The organism is Micromonospora sp. NPDC049580 (assembly GCF_040675595.1).
GTDB lineage: Bacteria > Actinomycetota > Actinomycetes > Mycobacteriales > Micromonosporaceae > Micromonospora.
Map to the genome: position 1 here is coordinate 20,049 of NZ_JBFAPG010000009.1, position 13,929 is coordinate 33,977.

Below are 13,929 nucleotides of genomic sequence, written 5' to 3' on the forward strand. Positions count from 1 at the left end.
GCGCCAAGGCCGGGGGCGGTGGCCTCTGTGGAGACGGCGTGGGGGCAGCCGATCGTGTGACCGGCAGAAGTCTACGTCCGCAGGGGCCGGGCACCAGAGCTCGACACCAGGCAACGTACGAAATCGGTGAAAAATCCCGATGGTATGCCGCTTCTGAGAGGTTTCACCTTCTTCCCGTGACCCAAGTCATAGGAGCCAGGGTCACGACCCGTAACCAGGAACTGCCCATCGGTGACGGAACGTGACTCGGGTTTCCTGTTACACCCCCTAGTGCATTGGGGCGCAAGCTGTAACACTTGTCGACATGTATGGCAACGACTTCTCCGCCCCCGGCGACGCACCGGACGACGCGCCCGGCGCGGGCCTGCTCGGCGAGGTCGAGGCCGCCGAGGCGGAGCTGCGTGCCGCCGCCGCGCGCGAGCGCCGCGGCGGTCCCGCACCGGACGAGGACCTGGCCGCGTACTTCACCGAGGTGGTCGACGCGGAGCAGAAGATCGAGCCGCGCGACTGGATGCCCGAGGCGTACCGCCGGACGTTGATCCGGCAGATCGCCCAGCACGCCCACTCCGAGATCATCGGCATGCAGCCGGAGGGCAACTGGATCAGTCGGGCGCCCTCGCTCAAGCGCAAGGCGATCCTGCTGGCCAAGGTCCAGGACGAGGCGGGCCACGGTCTCTACCTCTACGCCGCCGCCGAGACCCTCGGCATCAGTCGCGACGAACTGGTCCAGCTGCTGCTCGACGGTAAGCAGAAGTACAGCTCGATCTTCAACTACCCCACGTTGACCTGGGCGGACGTGGGCGCGATCGGCTGGCTGGTGGACGGCGCGGCGATCGTCAACCAGGTGCCGCTGTGCCGGTGCTCCTACGGCCCGTACGCGCGGGCGATGATCCGCGTCTGCAAGGAGGAGTCGTTCCACCAGCGCCAGGGCTACGAGATCCTGCACACCCTGGCGCACGGCACCCCGGCACAGAAGGCCATGGCCCAGGACGCCGTGGACCGCTGGTGGTACCCGTCGCTGGCCATGTTCGGCCCGCCGGACGGCGACTCCACCCACTCCGCCCAGTCGATGGCCTGGAAGATCAAGCGTTTCTCCAACGACGACCTGCGCCAACGCTTCGTCGACATGTGCGTCCAGCAGGCGGAGATCCTCGGGCTGCGCATTCCCGATGACGGCCTGCGCTGGAACGAGGAACGGCAGGCGTACGACTACAGCCAGCCCGACTACGACGAGCTGATGCAGGTCATCAAGGGCAACGGGCCGTGCAACCGGGAGCGGATGGCGCACCGCCGGGCCGCCCACGCCGACGGCGCATGGGTACGCGAGGCCGCCGCGGCGTACGCCGCCAAGCGAGCGGACAAGAGGGAGAAGGTGGCCGCGTGAGCAACGAGCACTCGCCTCTGTGGGAGGTCTTCGTGCGGGCGCGGCGCGGGCTGTCGCACACCCACGTCGGCAGCCTGCACGCCCCGGACGCCGAGCTGGCCCTGCGCAACGCCCGCGACCTCTACACCCGCCGACAGGAGGGCGTGTCGATCTGGGTGGTGCCGGCGGGCGCGATCACCGCGTCCAGCCCGGACGAGAAGGACGCCTTCTTCGACCCGGCCGCCGACAAGGTCTACCGCCATCCCACCTTCTACGAGGTGCCGGACGGGGTGGCACACCTGTGAGCGGGCCGTTCGCCCTCGCCCTCGCCCTCGGCGACGACGCGCTGATCGCCGCGCAGCGGCTGGCCGAGTGGACGACCCGCGCGCCGGAGATGGAAGAGGACATCGCGCTCGCCAACATCGCCCTCGACCAGCTCGGCGCGGCCCGGCTGCTGCTGTCGTACGCGGGTGAGCTGGAGGAGGCCGGTCGGGACGAGGACGCGCTGGCGTATCTGCGTGACGACCGCGAGTTCCGCAACGTGCTGCTGGTCGAGCTGCCCAACGGCGACTTCGCGGTGACCATGGCGAAGCTGTTCTTCCTGGCGGCGTACCAGTTGCCGCTCTACACCGCGCTCGCGTCCTGCCCGGACGAGCGGCTGGCCGCCATCGGCGCGAAGGCGCGCAAGGAGTCGGCGTACCACCTGGACCACGGCGCGCTGTGGGTCAGGCGGCTCGGCGACGGCACCGAGGAGTCGCACCGCCGGATGCAGGAGGCCGTCGACCACGTCTGGCCGTACACCCACGAGCTGTTCGCCGCGGACCCGGCGGCGCCGGTCGACCCGGCGGGCCTGCGGGCGGCGTTCGACGAGACCGTCGGCCCGGTGCTGGCCGAGGCGACGCTCACCCGCCCGGAGCGCGGCTGGGCTCCGACGGGCGGGCGGGCTGGCGTGCACACCGAGCACCTGTCGTACCTGCTGGCCGAGATGCAGGTGCTGCACCGCGCCCACCCCGGGGCGCAGTGGTGACCGACGCGCGAATGGCGGCGGCGAGCGTGGTGGACCCGGAGATCCGGGTGATCACCATCGACGAGCTGGGGATCCTGCGCGCGGTCGAGGAGGACCGGGCCAGTGGCCGGGTCACCGTCACCATCACCCCGACGTACACGGGCTGCCCCGCCATGGACGTGATCCGGGCCGACGTCCGGCGCGCGCTGGCCACGGCCGGTTATCCGGACGCCGAGGTGCGGACGGTCTACAGCCCAGCGTGGAGCACCGACTGGATCTCCGATGTCGGGCGGGCCAAGCTGGCCGCCGCCGGGATCGCCCCGCCGTCGCCGGCGCCCGCCCCCGGCGTGGTGGCGCTGACCCTCGCGGTCCGCTGCCCGCTCTGCGGGTCGCCGGAGACCGAGCAGGTCAGCCGGTTCGGCTCGACCGCGTGCAAGGCGTTGTGGCGCTGCCGTTCCTGCTCCGAACCCTTCGACCACCTGAAGGCGCTGTGACAGTCACCATCTCCCGGCCGGTCCGCCGCCGGCCGGCCTTCCACCCGCTGCCGGTCGCCGCCGTCGACCGGCTCACCGACGACTCGGTCGCGGTCACCTTCGCCGTACCCGAGGATTTGCGGGAGGCGTTCGCGTTCCGCGCCGGTCAGCACCTCACCGTGCGGCGGGTGACCGACGACGGCGACGACGTGCGGCGGTCGTACTCCATCTGCTCCACCCCTGACGACCTGGCCCGGCACGGCCGGCTGCGGATCGGGGTGCGGGAGATCCCCGGCGGCGCGTTCTCGGCGTTCGCCTGCGGCGCGCTGCGCCGCGGCGACACCGTCGAGGTGATGACGCCGCTGGGCACCTTCACCACGGCGTTCGCGGCGGACCGGGTGCGCCACTACGGCGCGGTCGTCGCCGGCTCCGGCATCACCCCGGTGCTCGCGCTCGTCGGGACGGCCCTGGCCGTCGAGCCGGCCAGCACCTTCACCCTGGTGTACGGCAACCGCACGGCCAACCGGGTCATGTTCGCCGAGGAGCTGGCCGACCTGAAGGACCGCTACCCCACCCGGCTGCACCTGGTGCACGTGCTGTCCCGGGAGCAGGGTGAGTCGCCGCTGCTCTCCGGGCGGATCGACGCCGAACGGCTGGAGCGCCTGCTGGGCACCATCGTGCCGGGCGACGTCATCGAGGAGTGGTTCCTCTGCGGCCCGTACGGCATGGTGGTCGACGCCCGGGACGTGCTGACCGCGCGCGGGCTGCCGGAGTCGGCGGTGCACACCGAGCTGTTCCACGTCGACGCGCCACCGGAGCCGGTGGCCCGCCCCGTCGACCAGCCGGGCACCGGTTCGGACGTCACCATCGTGCTGGACGGTCGGTCGTCGAGCTTCACGATGGGCCGCGAGGAGCGGGTGCTGGACGCCGCGCTCAAGGTGCGCGGCGAGCTGCCGTACGCCTGCAAGGGCGGCGTCTGCTCGACCTGCAAGGCGAAGGTCGTCGACGGGGCGGTCACGATGGCCCGCAACTACGCCCTGGAGCCCGACGAGCTGGCCGCCGGCTACGTGCTGACCTGCCAGTCCAGCCCGACCACCGACAGGCTCACGGTCGACTACGACGCCTGACGGCCGACTCGCGGACCGTGTGGCGTGCCGGACGGTCCACGGTCGATACCGAGCCTGTCGAGCTGCCCCAAAGACGGGGCAGTCAGGACGGCCGCACGGTGGGCTGGCCCCCGACCCGGGGGGTGCGCAGCGCATCACAGCCGTCAGCACCCGTCCGGGAGAGGACGCGGGGCGGGCGTAGGCTCGGAGGCGTGACGGTGAGCCGGGAGATCGACGACATCCTGCAGCGTGGCGCGGACGGCGGGCGGATCACGCCCGAGGAGGCTCTGCTGCTCTACACCGAGGCGCCCTTCCACGCGCTGGGCGAGGCGGCGGACGCGGTGCGCCGGCGGCGCTACCCGGACAACATCGTCACCTACCTGATCGATCGCAACATCAACTACACGAACGTCTGTGTGACGGCGTGCAAGTTCTGCGCGTTCTACCGGGCGCCGAAGCACTCCGAGGGGTGGACCCACCCGACGGAGGAGATCCTGCGTCGCTGCGGCGAGGCGGTCGAGCTGGGCGCGACCCAGGTGATGCTCCAGGGCGGCCACCACCCGGACTACGGCGTCGAGTACTACGAGGAGCTGTTCTCCTCGGTCAAGCAGGCGTACCCGCAGCTGGTCATCCACTCGATCGGCCCGAGCGAGATCCTGCACATGGCCAAGGTGTCCGGCGTGAGCCTGGACGAGGCCATCGCCCGGATCAAGGCCGCCGGCCTGGACTCGATCGCCGGCGCCGGTGCGGAGATGCTGCCCGAGCGCCCCCGTAAGGCCATCGCCCCGCTCAAGGAGTCGGGTGAGCGCTGGCTGGAGGTCATGGAGCTGGCTCACCGGCAGGGCATCGAGTCGACCGCGACCATGATGATGGGCACCGGCGAGACGCACGCCGAGCGGATCGAGCACCTGCGCATGATCCGCGACGTGCAGGACCGCACCCGTGGTTTCCGGTCCTTCATCCCGTGGACGTACCAGCCGGAGAACAACCACCTCAAGGGCCGCACCCAGGCGACCACCCTGGAATACCTGCGCCTGGTCGCGGTGGCCCGGCTCTTCTTCGAGACGGTGCCGCACCTGCAGGCGTCCTGGCTGACCACCGGCAAGGACGTCGGGCAGTTGTCGCTGCACATGGGCGTGGACGACCTCGGCTCGATCATGCTGGAGGAGAACGTCATCTCCTCGGCCGGCGCCCGGCACCGCTCCAACCTCCACGAGCTGATCGGCATGATCCGCTCCGCCGACCGGATCCCGGCCCAGCGGGACACCCTCTACAACCGTTTGGCGGTGCTCCACACGCCGGCCGACGACCCGACCGACGAGCGGGTGGTCTCGCACTTCTCCTCGATCGCGCTGCCCGGCGGCGGCGCGGGGCGCTCGCTGCCGCTGGTCGAGGTCAACTGAGGTCGATCCCGCCCCGACCGTTCGGCTGACCGGGGATCATGCTCCCGCCCGGCAACGGCGGCGGTACGGGTGGTCCCCGCCGTCGCACCGTCAGGCTGCCCGCCACGGGGGTGGTGGAGATGATCGGCGGCCGCTACCGTCCCGCCTCGTATCCGTCGTCACCGCGGGTGGCACGGATCGCTGGAATCGGCCCGACCGCCCGGGTGACGGTGATCTGATGGGCTGGTCAGGGAGTGTCCTCCATCGGCCCATGAGGGTCGTTCATATAACGCACGGCGGTACGGGCGGGATGGGTGACCATTCCGCCCGTACCGTGTGCCGGGTCCAGTCCGGACGGTTGAAATTCGTCCGCCACGCTGGCGGGGGAGATCGACCTCCGATAACGTCCGCTCGGTCCCACAACCATTCATTCTCTTCTTCCCTAAACCCCGGGGGACTGATGACAGCCTTCCACCGCTCGACGCTGGCTCGTATCGGCGTCGTGGCACTGCTCGCTGCCGGTGGCCTGGCCACCGTTGCCGCCCCGGCGCAGGCCGCCGACCAGGCTGACCTGGCCCTGGTGCCCCTCAGCTACGAGTTGGCCCAGGGCGTCAAGGCGGCCAAGGCGAAGCCGTTCAAGTTTCAGGTCGACAACACCCGCAGCTCGGTCGACGCCAAGGACGTCCGGGTCACCGTGGAGACGAAGGGCCTGAAGAACCGCAAGGTCGGCGTGCTCACCCCGGTTGGGTGCGACCTCACCGGCACGACCTTCACCTGCCTGCTCGGCGATCTGGCGGCCGGCACCACCGAGGACTTCGGCATCCCGCTCTTCTCGACCGGCGGTCGCGGTGACGCCGGCACGCTGGTGGTCACCATCAGCTCGGCCACCGCCGACCCCAACCCGCGTGACAACACGGTGCGGCACGACATCACCGTCGCCAAGCCCGGTTACGACCTGACCTCCTGGGTGCAGGACGTCTACGCCGACGTGGCGGTGGACGGCGACGAGGCGGGCGAGTCCGGCCTCAAGCCGGTCAAGCGGGGCGAGACCGCGCCGCTGGACTGGGCGGTCTACAACGACGGCAGCCGCAAGGCGACCGGCGTGGCGTACGGGATCACCCTCCCGGCCGGCGTCACCTTCGCCGAGCTGCCGGAGAGCTGCGTCGAGCAGCCGCTGGGTGGGTTCGCGAACGCGTACTGCGAGGACACCGGCGTGGTGCTGAAGCCGGGGCAGTTCTACACCGCCGACGTGCGGGTGAAGGTCGGCGCGGACGTGACCGAGCCGGTGCTCCGACCCGGTTTCGTCTGGGCCGCCGGCCTGGAGGCCGCTGAGGGCAGCCCCGAGGAGCAGCCGCAGGTGGCCTCCAGCGCGCAGCGGCGGGCGTTCACCGAGACCGACGAGGTGGACAACACCGCGCAGTTCGACGTCTTCGTCGACCTGAGCGCGCAGCCGACCCCGACGCCGACGGCCACCCCGACGGCGACTCCGACGCCGGGCGGCACGACGACGCCGGGCACGACCACGTCGCCGACCACCGGTGGCGGTGGTTCCGGTGGCGGTGGGCTGCCGGTGACCGGTGTGCAGGCCGGCCTGATCGGCGGCATCGGCGGTCTGATCCTGCTCGCGGGTGGGGCGCTGCTGGTGCTCTCCCGCCGGCGCAAGGTCGTCCTGGTCGCCCCGGGCGACGAGACCTCGACCGACTGACGTCGGCACGATCTGAGAGATAGGCACGATCTGACGTAGGCACGACGCGAGGGCGGGGTGGGCGACCACCCCGCCCTTTCGCATGCCGGGCCGCGCGGCCGTCCGCCACCGCCGGCCGCGTCGACGCTCCCGGTTGCCATGGGGTACGCGGACCCAGCGGTCGAGGGCTTGAGCGTGGCTGGCAGAGTGGAGCGGGTGAGCCGTACACCGCAGGGCCAGCGCGCCAGCCTGGACAAGCAACCGCACGAGGTCGCCGCGATGTTCGACGGCGTGGCCGAGCGCTACGACCTGACCAACACGGTGCTCTCCTTCGGTCAGGACCGCTTCTGGCGGCGGGCCACCCGCGCGGCGCTCGGGCTGCGGCCGGGCGAGCGGGTGCTCGATGTGGGCGCGGGCACCGGCGTCTCGACGCGCGAGCTGGCCCAGTCCGGGGCGTACGTGGTCGGGGCCGACCTGTCGCTGGGCATGCTGTACGCGGGCAAGCGGGTCCGTCCCGAGGTGCCGCTGCTGGCCGGGGACGCGCTGCGACTGCCGTTCGCCGACGCGAGCTTCGACGCGGTGACCATCTCCTTCGCGCTGCGCAACGTCAACGACACCGACGCGGCCCTGCGCGAGCTGGCCCGGGTCACCCGGCCGGGTGGACGGCTGGTGGTGTGCGAGTTCAGCACCCCGGTCAACCCGGCCTTCCGAACGGTCTACCTGTCGTACCTGATGCGGTCGCTGCCGGTGGTCGCCCGCGCGGTGTCCAGCAACCCCGAGGCGTACGTCTACCTGGCGGAGTCGGTCCGGGCCTGGCCGGACCAGGCCGCGCTGGCCGGGCGGGTCGCCGCGGCCGGGTGGGGTCGAGTGGCGTGGCGCAACCTGACCGGCGGCGTGGTCGCGCTGCACCGGGGGATCCGCGAGTAGCGCGGAGACCCGAGACGCGGACACGCCGCGACGCCGCGACGCGTTTCAGGAATATCCGACTTTAGTCCACTTTGCCCCGTACGCTCGTCCGCATGACCGGAGCAGACCGGGCGGACCCGGTGGCCGCCACCGACGACGACGCGGCCGAACTCATCGCGCAGCTGCGCGCGCTGGCCGGCGCGGATCCGGCGGACGTCCGGCAGGTGGTCGCCGAGGTGCTGGCCGCGCTGGACCGGGCGGCCGGTGGCGCGCTGCGGGAGCATCTGCCGGAGGCGATCCGGGTCGACGCGGGCCTGGACGCCTCCCGATCGGCCTGACACTCGCCTGCTGTGGACGGTCGCCGGCTGTCACATCGGCGAGTTAGGTACCCCTGATCCTGCGCAGGTATGACGCCGGTCATACACTCGTCCCGTCTGGCTTGTGAAGCATTTCACGAGCGTGCGGGAGGAGGCGCGAATGACCGCGGTGGAACACGACGCCGACGTCATCGTCGTTGGCGCCGGTCCCGGTGGATCGGCGACTGCGTACCACCTGGCCCGGCACGGCGTACGGGTGTTGGTGTTGGAGAAGACCGAGTTTCCCCGGGAGAAGGTCTGCGGCGACGGGCTGACCCCGCGCGCGGTGCGCCAGCTCATCCGGATGGGCGTGGACACTTCGCCCGAGGCCGGCTGGCTGCACAACCGCGGCCTGCGGGTGATCGGCGGCGGCGTACGCCTGGAACTGGACTGGCCCGAGCTGGCCAGCTTCCCCAACTACGGCCTGGTCCGCACGCGACTGGACTTCGACGATCTGCTCGCCCAGCGGGCGGTCGCGGCCGGCGCCAAACTGCGGACCAACGTCAACGTGCTGGGCCCGGTGCTCGACGGCGACGGCCGGGTGACCGGCGTCGAGGCGGAGGTGGGGCCCGGCAAGGAGCCCGCCACCTTCCACGCCCCGCTGGTCGTGGCGGCCGACGGGGTCTCCGGTCGGTTCCCGCTCGCGCTCGGGCTGACCAAGCGGGAGGACCGGCCGATCGGCGTGGCCGTCCGCCGCTACTACCACTCCCCGGTCAAGCACGACGACGACTACCTGGAGTCGTGGCTGGAGCTGCGCAGCAAGGACAGCGGCGACAACCTGCTGCCCGGGTACGGCTGGATCTTCGGGCTCGGTGACGGGCGGGTCAACGTCGGCCTCGGCGTGCTCAACTCGTCGTCCGCGTTCGGCAAGACCAACTACCGCCGGCTGCTCACCGACTGGCTGGCCAACACGCCCGCCGACTGGGGCATGACCGACGAGGCCAACGCCGACGGTCCGATCCTCGGCGCCGCGCTGCCGATGGGCTTCAACCGGGTGCCGCACTACACCCGCGGGGTTCTGCTCGTCGGCGACTCCGGCGGGATGGTCAACCCGTTCAACGGCGAGGGCATCGCGTACGCCATGGAGTCCGGCGAGCTGGCCGCGGAGGTGGCGGTGCAGGCCCTCGCGCGTCCCGCCGGGCCGGAGCGCGAGCGGGCCCTGATGGCGTACCCGAACGAGCTGAAGGCCCGGCTCGGTGGCTACTACCGGCTGGGCGGCATCTTCGTGAAGCTGATCGGCCGTCCGGAGATCATGCGGATCGCCACCAAGCACGGCATGCCCCACCCGACGCTGATGCGTTTCGTTCTCAAGTTGTTGGCCAATCTGACCGATCCCCGAGGCGGGGACGCGATGGACCGGGTCATCAACGCAATGACGAAAGCCGCGCCAGCCGTCTAGAGCGACGGCATCGGTGCTGGTCACAGCCCCGACGCCGACAAAGATCGACCCCCGCCGGCAGCCACCGCGAGGGACGTGAATAGTGTGATTTTCGTCAAGCACCGAGGGCAGGGAAGGACGAGCAGGAGAAAACGATGTCGCTCTCGCCTTACGCACCGATCATCGGGCTGTTCGCCCTCGCCGCGGCGTTCTCGCTGTTCTCTGTCGGCGCCGCCCGCTTCGCTGGTCCCCGTCGATACAACAAGGCCAAACTCGAGGCTTACGAGTGCGGCATCGAGCCCAGCCCTCAGCCGGTCGGCGGCGGGCGGTTCCCGATCAAGTTCTACCTGACGGCGATGCTCTTCATCGTCTTCGACATCGAGATCATCTTCCTCTACCCCTGGGCGGTCTCGTTCGACGCTCTGCCGATCTTCGGCTTCGTGGAGATGGTCCTGTTCATCGTCGCGGTCTTCGTCGCGTACGCCTATGTGTGGCGGCGCGGCGGCCTGGACTGGGACTGAGGAAGGAACGTCAGATGGGCATCGAGGAGAAGCTCCCCGCAGGCGTCCTGCTCACCTCGGTGGAGAAGCTGGTCAACTGGTCCCGGAAGTCGTCCGTGTGGGGCGCCACCTTCGGCCTGGCCTGCTGCGCGATCGAGATGATGGCCGCCGGTGGTCCGCACTACGACATGGGCCGCTGGGGCATGGAGGTCTTCCGGGCCTCGCCCCGGCAGGCCGACCTGATGATCGTGGCCGGCCGGGTGAGCCAGAAGATGGCACCGGTGCTGCGCCAGATCTACGACCAGATGGCCGAGCCCCGCTGGGTGCTCTCCATGGGCGTCTGCGCCAGCAGCGGCGGCATGTTCAACAACTACGCGATCGTGCAGGGCGTCGACCACGTCGTGCCGGTCGACATGTACCTGCCCGGCTGCCCGCCCCGGCCGGAGATGCTCATCGACGCGATCCTCAAGCTCCGCGAGAAGATCATGTATGAGCCGCTGGGCCCGAACGGTCGCAAGATGCTGGCGGCCCGCCAGGAGCGCGGCGACGTTCCGGTCGTGCCGTACGGCTCCATGCCGTCCTCGTACCGCAACGACAAGGCCCGGCGTGCCGAGTGGACCCAGGCGGTCCGCGAGGGGCGCGAGGAGCAGTTGCGGATCGAGAACTGGATGAACGCCCAGAACCACCTCCACGCGCACAGGGGCCCGAAGTGACCGCACCGAACGACAGGAACAACGACGGGGGTGTGCCGGTGCCGGTCACCCCGGCCGGCGCCAGCGGCACCGCCCCGGCCGAGTACCCGCCGTCCAGCCCGGCGGGGCGCGGCATGTTCGGCAACCAGGGCACCGGCGACGTGTCCGGCTACGGCGGCCTGGTCCGCCAGCGCCAGCCCATCGAGGAGGCGCCCCGGCCGTACGGGGGCTACTTCGACGAGGTCCGCGACGCCCTCGAAGAGGCGTACCCGGCCTTCGGCGACGCGATCGAGAAGGTGGTCGTCGACCGGGGTGAGTTGACCCTGCACGTCCGCCCGGAGCGGATCGCCGAGGTCTGCCAGGTGCTGCGCGACGACCTGGCGCTGCGCTTCGAGCTGTGCTCCTCGGTGTCCGGGGTGGACTACCTCGGCGCCGACGAGCGCCGGCTGCACGTGGTCTACCTGCTCACCTCGATGACCTACCGGCGTCGGATCCGGCTGGAGGCCGCGGTCTCCGTCGAGTCGCCGCACCTGCCCAGCGTCACCGCCATCTACCCGACGGCGGACTGGCAGGAGCGGGAGGCGTACGACATGTTCGGCATCGTCTTCGACGGCCACCCCAACCTGACCCGGATCCTCATGCCGGACGACTGGGAGGGCCACCCGCAGCGCAAGGACTACCCGCTCGGTGGCGTGCCGGTCGAGTACAAGGGCGCCGAGATCCCGCCGCCGGACCGCAGGAGGTCGTACCAGTGACCACGTCGAACTACGCGACCGAACGCGAGACCACCGAGGGCAGGGTCTTCACCGTCACCGGTGGGGACTGGGACACGGTCGTCTCGGGCACCGACCCGATCAACGACGAGCGGATCGTGGTCAACATGGGTCCGCAGCACCCGTCCACGCACGGGGTGCTGCGACTGATCCTGGAGCTGGAGGGCGAGACGGTCCGCGAGGCCCGCTCGGTCGTCGGCTACCTGCACACCGGCATCGAGAAGAACCTCGAGTACCGCAACTGGGTCCAGGGTTCGACGTTCGTGACCCGGATGGACTACCTCGCCCCGATCTTCAACGAGACGGCGTACGCCCTCGCGGTCGAGAAGCTGCTCGGCATCACCGACGACGTCACCGAGCGCGCCACCACCATCCGCGTGCTGATGATGGAGCTCAACCGGATCTCGTCGCACCTGGTCTGGCTGGCCACCACCGGCATGGAGCTGGGCGCGATCTCGATCATGCTGTACGGCTTCCGCGAGCGGGAGTACATCCTCGACATCTTCGAGACCATCACCGGCCTGCGGATGAACCACGCGTACGTCCGGCCGGGCGGTGTCGCGCAGGACGTGCCGGACGAGGCGATCGTCAAGATCCGCGAGTTCCTGAAGATGATGCCGAAGAAGCTCAAGGAGTACGAGGACCTGCTCTCCGGTCAGCCCATCTGGCTCGAACGGACGAAGAACGTCGCGGTGCTGGACGTGACCGGCTGCGTGGCGCTCGGCATCACCGGTCCGGTGCTGCGCTCGGCCGGGCTCGCCTGGGACCTGCGCAAGACCATGCCGTACTGCGGCTACGAGACGTACGAGTTCGACGTGCCGACCCACCCCGACGGCGACGTGTGGGGCCGCTACCAGGTGCGGCTCGCCGAGATCCGCGAGTCGATGAAGCTGGTCGAGCAGGCGTTGGACCGGCTGCGGCCGGGCCCGGTGATGGTCGCCGACCGCAAGATCGCGTGGCCCGCGCAGCTCGCCATCGGCGTCGACGGCATGGGCAACTCGCTGGAGCACGTCGCGAAGATCATGGGTCAGTCGATGGAGTCGCTGATCCACCACTTCAAGCTGGTGACCGAGGGCTTCCGGGTCCCGCCCGGCCAGGTGTACGTCGGCATCGAGTCGCCGCGCGGCGAGTTGGGCGTACACGCGGTCTCCGACGGCGGCACCCGGCCGTACCGGGTGCACTACCGGGAGCCAAGCTTCGTCAACCTCCAGGCCCTCCCGGCGATGGCCGAGGGTGGCCTCATCGCCGACGTGATCGCCGGCGGCGCCTCGCTGGACCCCGTGATGGGTGGTTGTGACCGATGAGCGTTGTTTTTACTGAGCAGACCCGCGAGCGGGCACGCGAGATCATCGCCCGTTACCCGGCGGACCGGTCCCGCTCGGCGCTGCTGCCGCTGCTGCACCTGGTCCAGGCGGAGGAGGGGTACGTCTCCCCGGCCGGGGTCACGTTCTGCGCCGAGGTGCTCGGGCTGAACAAGGCCCAGGTCGGCGCGGTGGCCACCTTCTACACGATGTACAAGCGCAAGCCCACCGGTGACTTCCTGGTCAGCGTCTGCACCAACACGATGTGCAACGTGCTGGGCGGCCAGGAGGTCTACGACACCCTCGTCGAGCACCTGGGTGTCGGGCACGACGAGACGACCGCGGACGGCACGATCACGCTGGAGCACGCCGAGTGCCTGGCGGCCTGCGACTACGGCCCGGTGATGACCGTCAACTACGACTTCTTCGACCGGGTGGATCCGTCCACGGCGGTCGGCGTGGTCGACGAGCTGCGCGCCGGTGGCCGGCCGATGCCGACGCGCGGCGCGCGGCTCTGCACGCTCAAGGAGATGGCGGTGCAGCTCGCCGGTTTCGCCGACGAGCGCGACGGCGCGGTCGCCGACGGCGGGCCGGGCGAGCCGACCCTGCGCGGTCTGCGGCTGGCGCAGGAGCACAACGTCTCGGTGCCGGGCTTCGACCCGAACACCCCGATCCGCAGCAAGGCCGAGGCCGACAAGGCAGCGGCCAAGGCGAAGGCCGACGCGGACAAGGCGAAGGCCGACGCCGAGGCCGCCAAGCCGGCGCCCGTCGAGGCCACCACGGCCCCGGTCAAGGGTGGCGACGGGGCGTCCGCGCCGACGGGAGCGGCCGGTGCCGCCGAGCCGACGCCCACCGAGACCACCAGGCCGGAGGCGGCGACCGAAACCGCCAGGCCGGAGGCGGCCACCGGCAGCACCGCGCCGGACGTGAAGGCGCCCGACGACAAGTCGCCGCAGGTGCGTACCGCCGAGACCCGGCAGCCCGACGCGCAGACCGCGGTGCCGGACGC

General features: G+C 70.8%; 15 protein-coding genes. All 15 read left to right on the forward strand.

The annotated features are described in order from the left end of the window. The first annotated feature begins 304 nt into the window (after positions 1-304). Positions 305-1,384 (forward strand): 1,2-phenylacetyl-CoA epoxidase subunit PaaA, encoded by a 1,080-nt coding sequence (gene paaA, locus AB0J68_RS01785; RefSeq protein ID WP_363935457.1) that lies wholly within the window; start codon positions 305-307, stop codon positions 1,382-1,384. Next, positions 1,381-1,668: a 1,2-phenylacetyl-CoA epoxidase subunit PaaB gene (gene paaB / locus AB0J68_RS01790; protein WP_266248073.1), complete on the forward strand. Its 288-nt coding sequence runs from the start codon at positions 1,381-1,383 to the stop codon at positions 1,666-1,668. The genes paaA and paaB overlap by 4 nt, the downstream gene beginning before the upstream one ends. Further along, positions 1,665-2,390, forward strand: a complete 726-nt coding sequence (gene paaC / locus AB0J68_RS01795; RefSeq protein WP_363935459.1) for a 1,2-phenylacetyl-CoA epoxidase subunit PaaC — start codon at positions 1,665-1,667, stop codon at positions 2,388-2,390. Before paaB ends, paaC begins: the two co-directional genes overlap by 4 nt. Further along, positions 2,387-2,863, forward strand: a complete 477-nt coding sequence (gene paaD, locus AB0J68_RS01800; RefSeq protein ID WP_355134254.1) for a 1,2-phenylacetyl-CoA epoxidase subunit PaaD — start codon at positions 2,387-2,389, stop codon at positions 2,861-2,863. The genes paaC and paaD overlap by 4 nt, the downstream gene beginning before the upstream one ends. After that, entirely contained in the window at positions 2,860-3,969 is a 1,110-nt protein-coding gene (gene paaE, locus AB0J68_RS01805; RefSeq protein WP_355065335.1) for a 1,2-phenylacetyl-CoA epoxidase subunit PaaE, read from the forward strand. Before paaD ends, paaE begins: the two co-directional genes overlap by 4 nt. Before the next feature lie 191 nt (positions 3,970-4,160). Further along, the gene (gene mqnC / locus AB0J68_RS01810) at positions 4,161-5,351 is read left to right on the forward strand and encodes a cyclic dehypoxanthinyl futalosine synthase (RefSeq protein WP_363935462.1); all 1,191 of its coding nucleotides are present in this window, start codon (positions 4,161-4,163) and stop codon (positions 5,349-5,351) included. A 439-nt stretch (positions 5,352-5,790) separates the two neighbouring features. Further along, entirely contained in the window at positions 5,791-7,035 is a 1,245-nt protein-coding gene (locus AB0J68_RS01815; RefSeq protein WP_354853879.1) for an LPXTG cell wall anchor domain-containing protein, read from the forward strand. Between the two features lie 195 nt (positions 7,036-7,230). Further along, positions 7,231-7,941: a demethylmenaquinone methyltransferase gene (locus tag AB0J68_RS01820; protein WP_363935464.1), complete on the forward strand. Its 711-nt coding sequence runs from the start codon at positions 7,231-7,233 to the stop codon at positions 7,939-7,941. Positions 7,942-8,033: 92 nt separating this feature from the next. Next, entirely contained in the window at positions 8,034-8,258 is a 225-nt protein-coding gene (locus AB0J68_RS01825) for a hypothetical protein (protein ID WP_354853885.1), read from the forward strand. Positions 8,259-8,397: 139 nt separating this feature from the next. Then, complete coding sequence (locus tag AB0J68_RS01830; RefSeq protein ID WP_363935467.1) at positions 8,398-9,675, forward strand: geranylgeranyl reductase family protein; 1,278 nt, start codon at positions 8,398-8,400, stop codon at positions 9,673-9,675. A gap of 134 nt (positions 9,676-9,809) precedes the next feature. After that, positions 9,810-10,175, forward strand: coding sequence for an NADH-quinone oxidoreductase subunit A (locus AB0J68_RS01835; RefSeq protein WP_007454588.1), 366 nt, complete (start codon positions 9,810-9,812; stop codon positions 10,173-10,175). Positions 10,176-10,189: 14 nt separating this feature from the next. Next, the gene (locus AB0J68_RS01840; RefSeq protein WP_354853890.1) at positions 10,190-10,867 is read left to right on the forward strand and encodes an NADH-quinone oxidoreductase subunit B family protein; all 678 of its coding nucleotides are present in this window, start codon (positions 10,190-10,192) and stop codon (positions 10,865-10,867) included. Beyond that, a complete protein-coding gene (locus AB0J68_RS01845; protein WP_355065343.1) occupies positions 10,864-11,601 on the forward strand; it encodes an NADH-quinone oxidoreductase subunit C in 738 nt (245 codons plus the stop codon). The genes AB0J68_RS01840 and AB0J68_RS01845 overlap by 4 nt, the downstream gene beginning before the upstream one ends. Beyond that, positions 11,598-12,923, forward strand: a complete 1,326-nt coding sequence (locus AB0J68_RS01850; protein WP_363935470.1) for an NADH-quinone oxidoreductase subunit D — start codon at positions 11,598-11,600, stop codon at positions 12,921-12,923. Before AB0J68_RS01845 ends, AB0J68_RS01850 begins: the two co-directional genes overlap by 4 nt. Further along, on the forward strand, positions 12,920-13,929 hold a 1,010-nt coding region (nuoE, locus tag AB0J68_RS01855; protein ID WP_363935473.1), incomplete at its 3' end, for an NADH-quinone oxidoreductase subunit NuoE. The genes AB0J68_RS01850 and nuoE, both read left to right, overlap by 4 nt.

Bases quoted from the DNA above. Each gene is read 5' to 3' on its own strand.
- paaA (WP_363935457.1), top strand. From the start codon at position 305: ATGTATGGCAACGACTTCTCCGCCCCCGGCGACGCACCGGACGACGCG.
- AB0J68_RS01835 (WP_007454588.1), top strand. From the start codon at position 9,810: ATGTCGCTCTCGCCTTACGCACCGATCATCGGGCTGTTCGCCCTCGCC.
- AB0J68_RS01815 (WP_354853879.1), top strand. From the start codon at position 5,791: ATGACAGCCTTCCACCGCTCGACGCTGGCTCGTATCGGCGTCGTGGCA.
- AB0J68_RS01825 (WP_354853885.1), top strand. From the start codon at position 8,034: ATGACCGGAGCAGACCGGGCGGACCCGGTGGCCGCCACCGACGACGAC.
- AB0J68_RS01840 (WP_354853890.1), top strand. From the start codon at position 10,190: ATGGGCATCGAGGAGAAGCTCCCCGCAGGCGTCCTGCTCACCTCGGTG.
- AB0J68_RS01830 (WP_363935467.1), top strand. From the start codon at position 8,398: ATGACCGCGGTGGAACACGACGCCGACGTCATCGTCGTTGGCGCCGGT.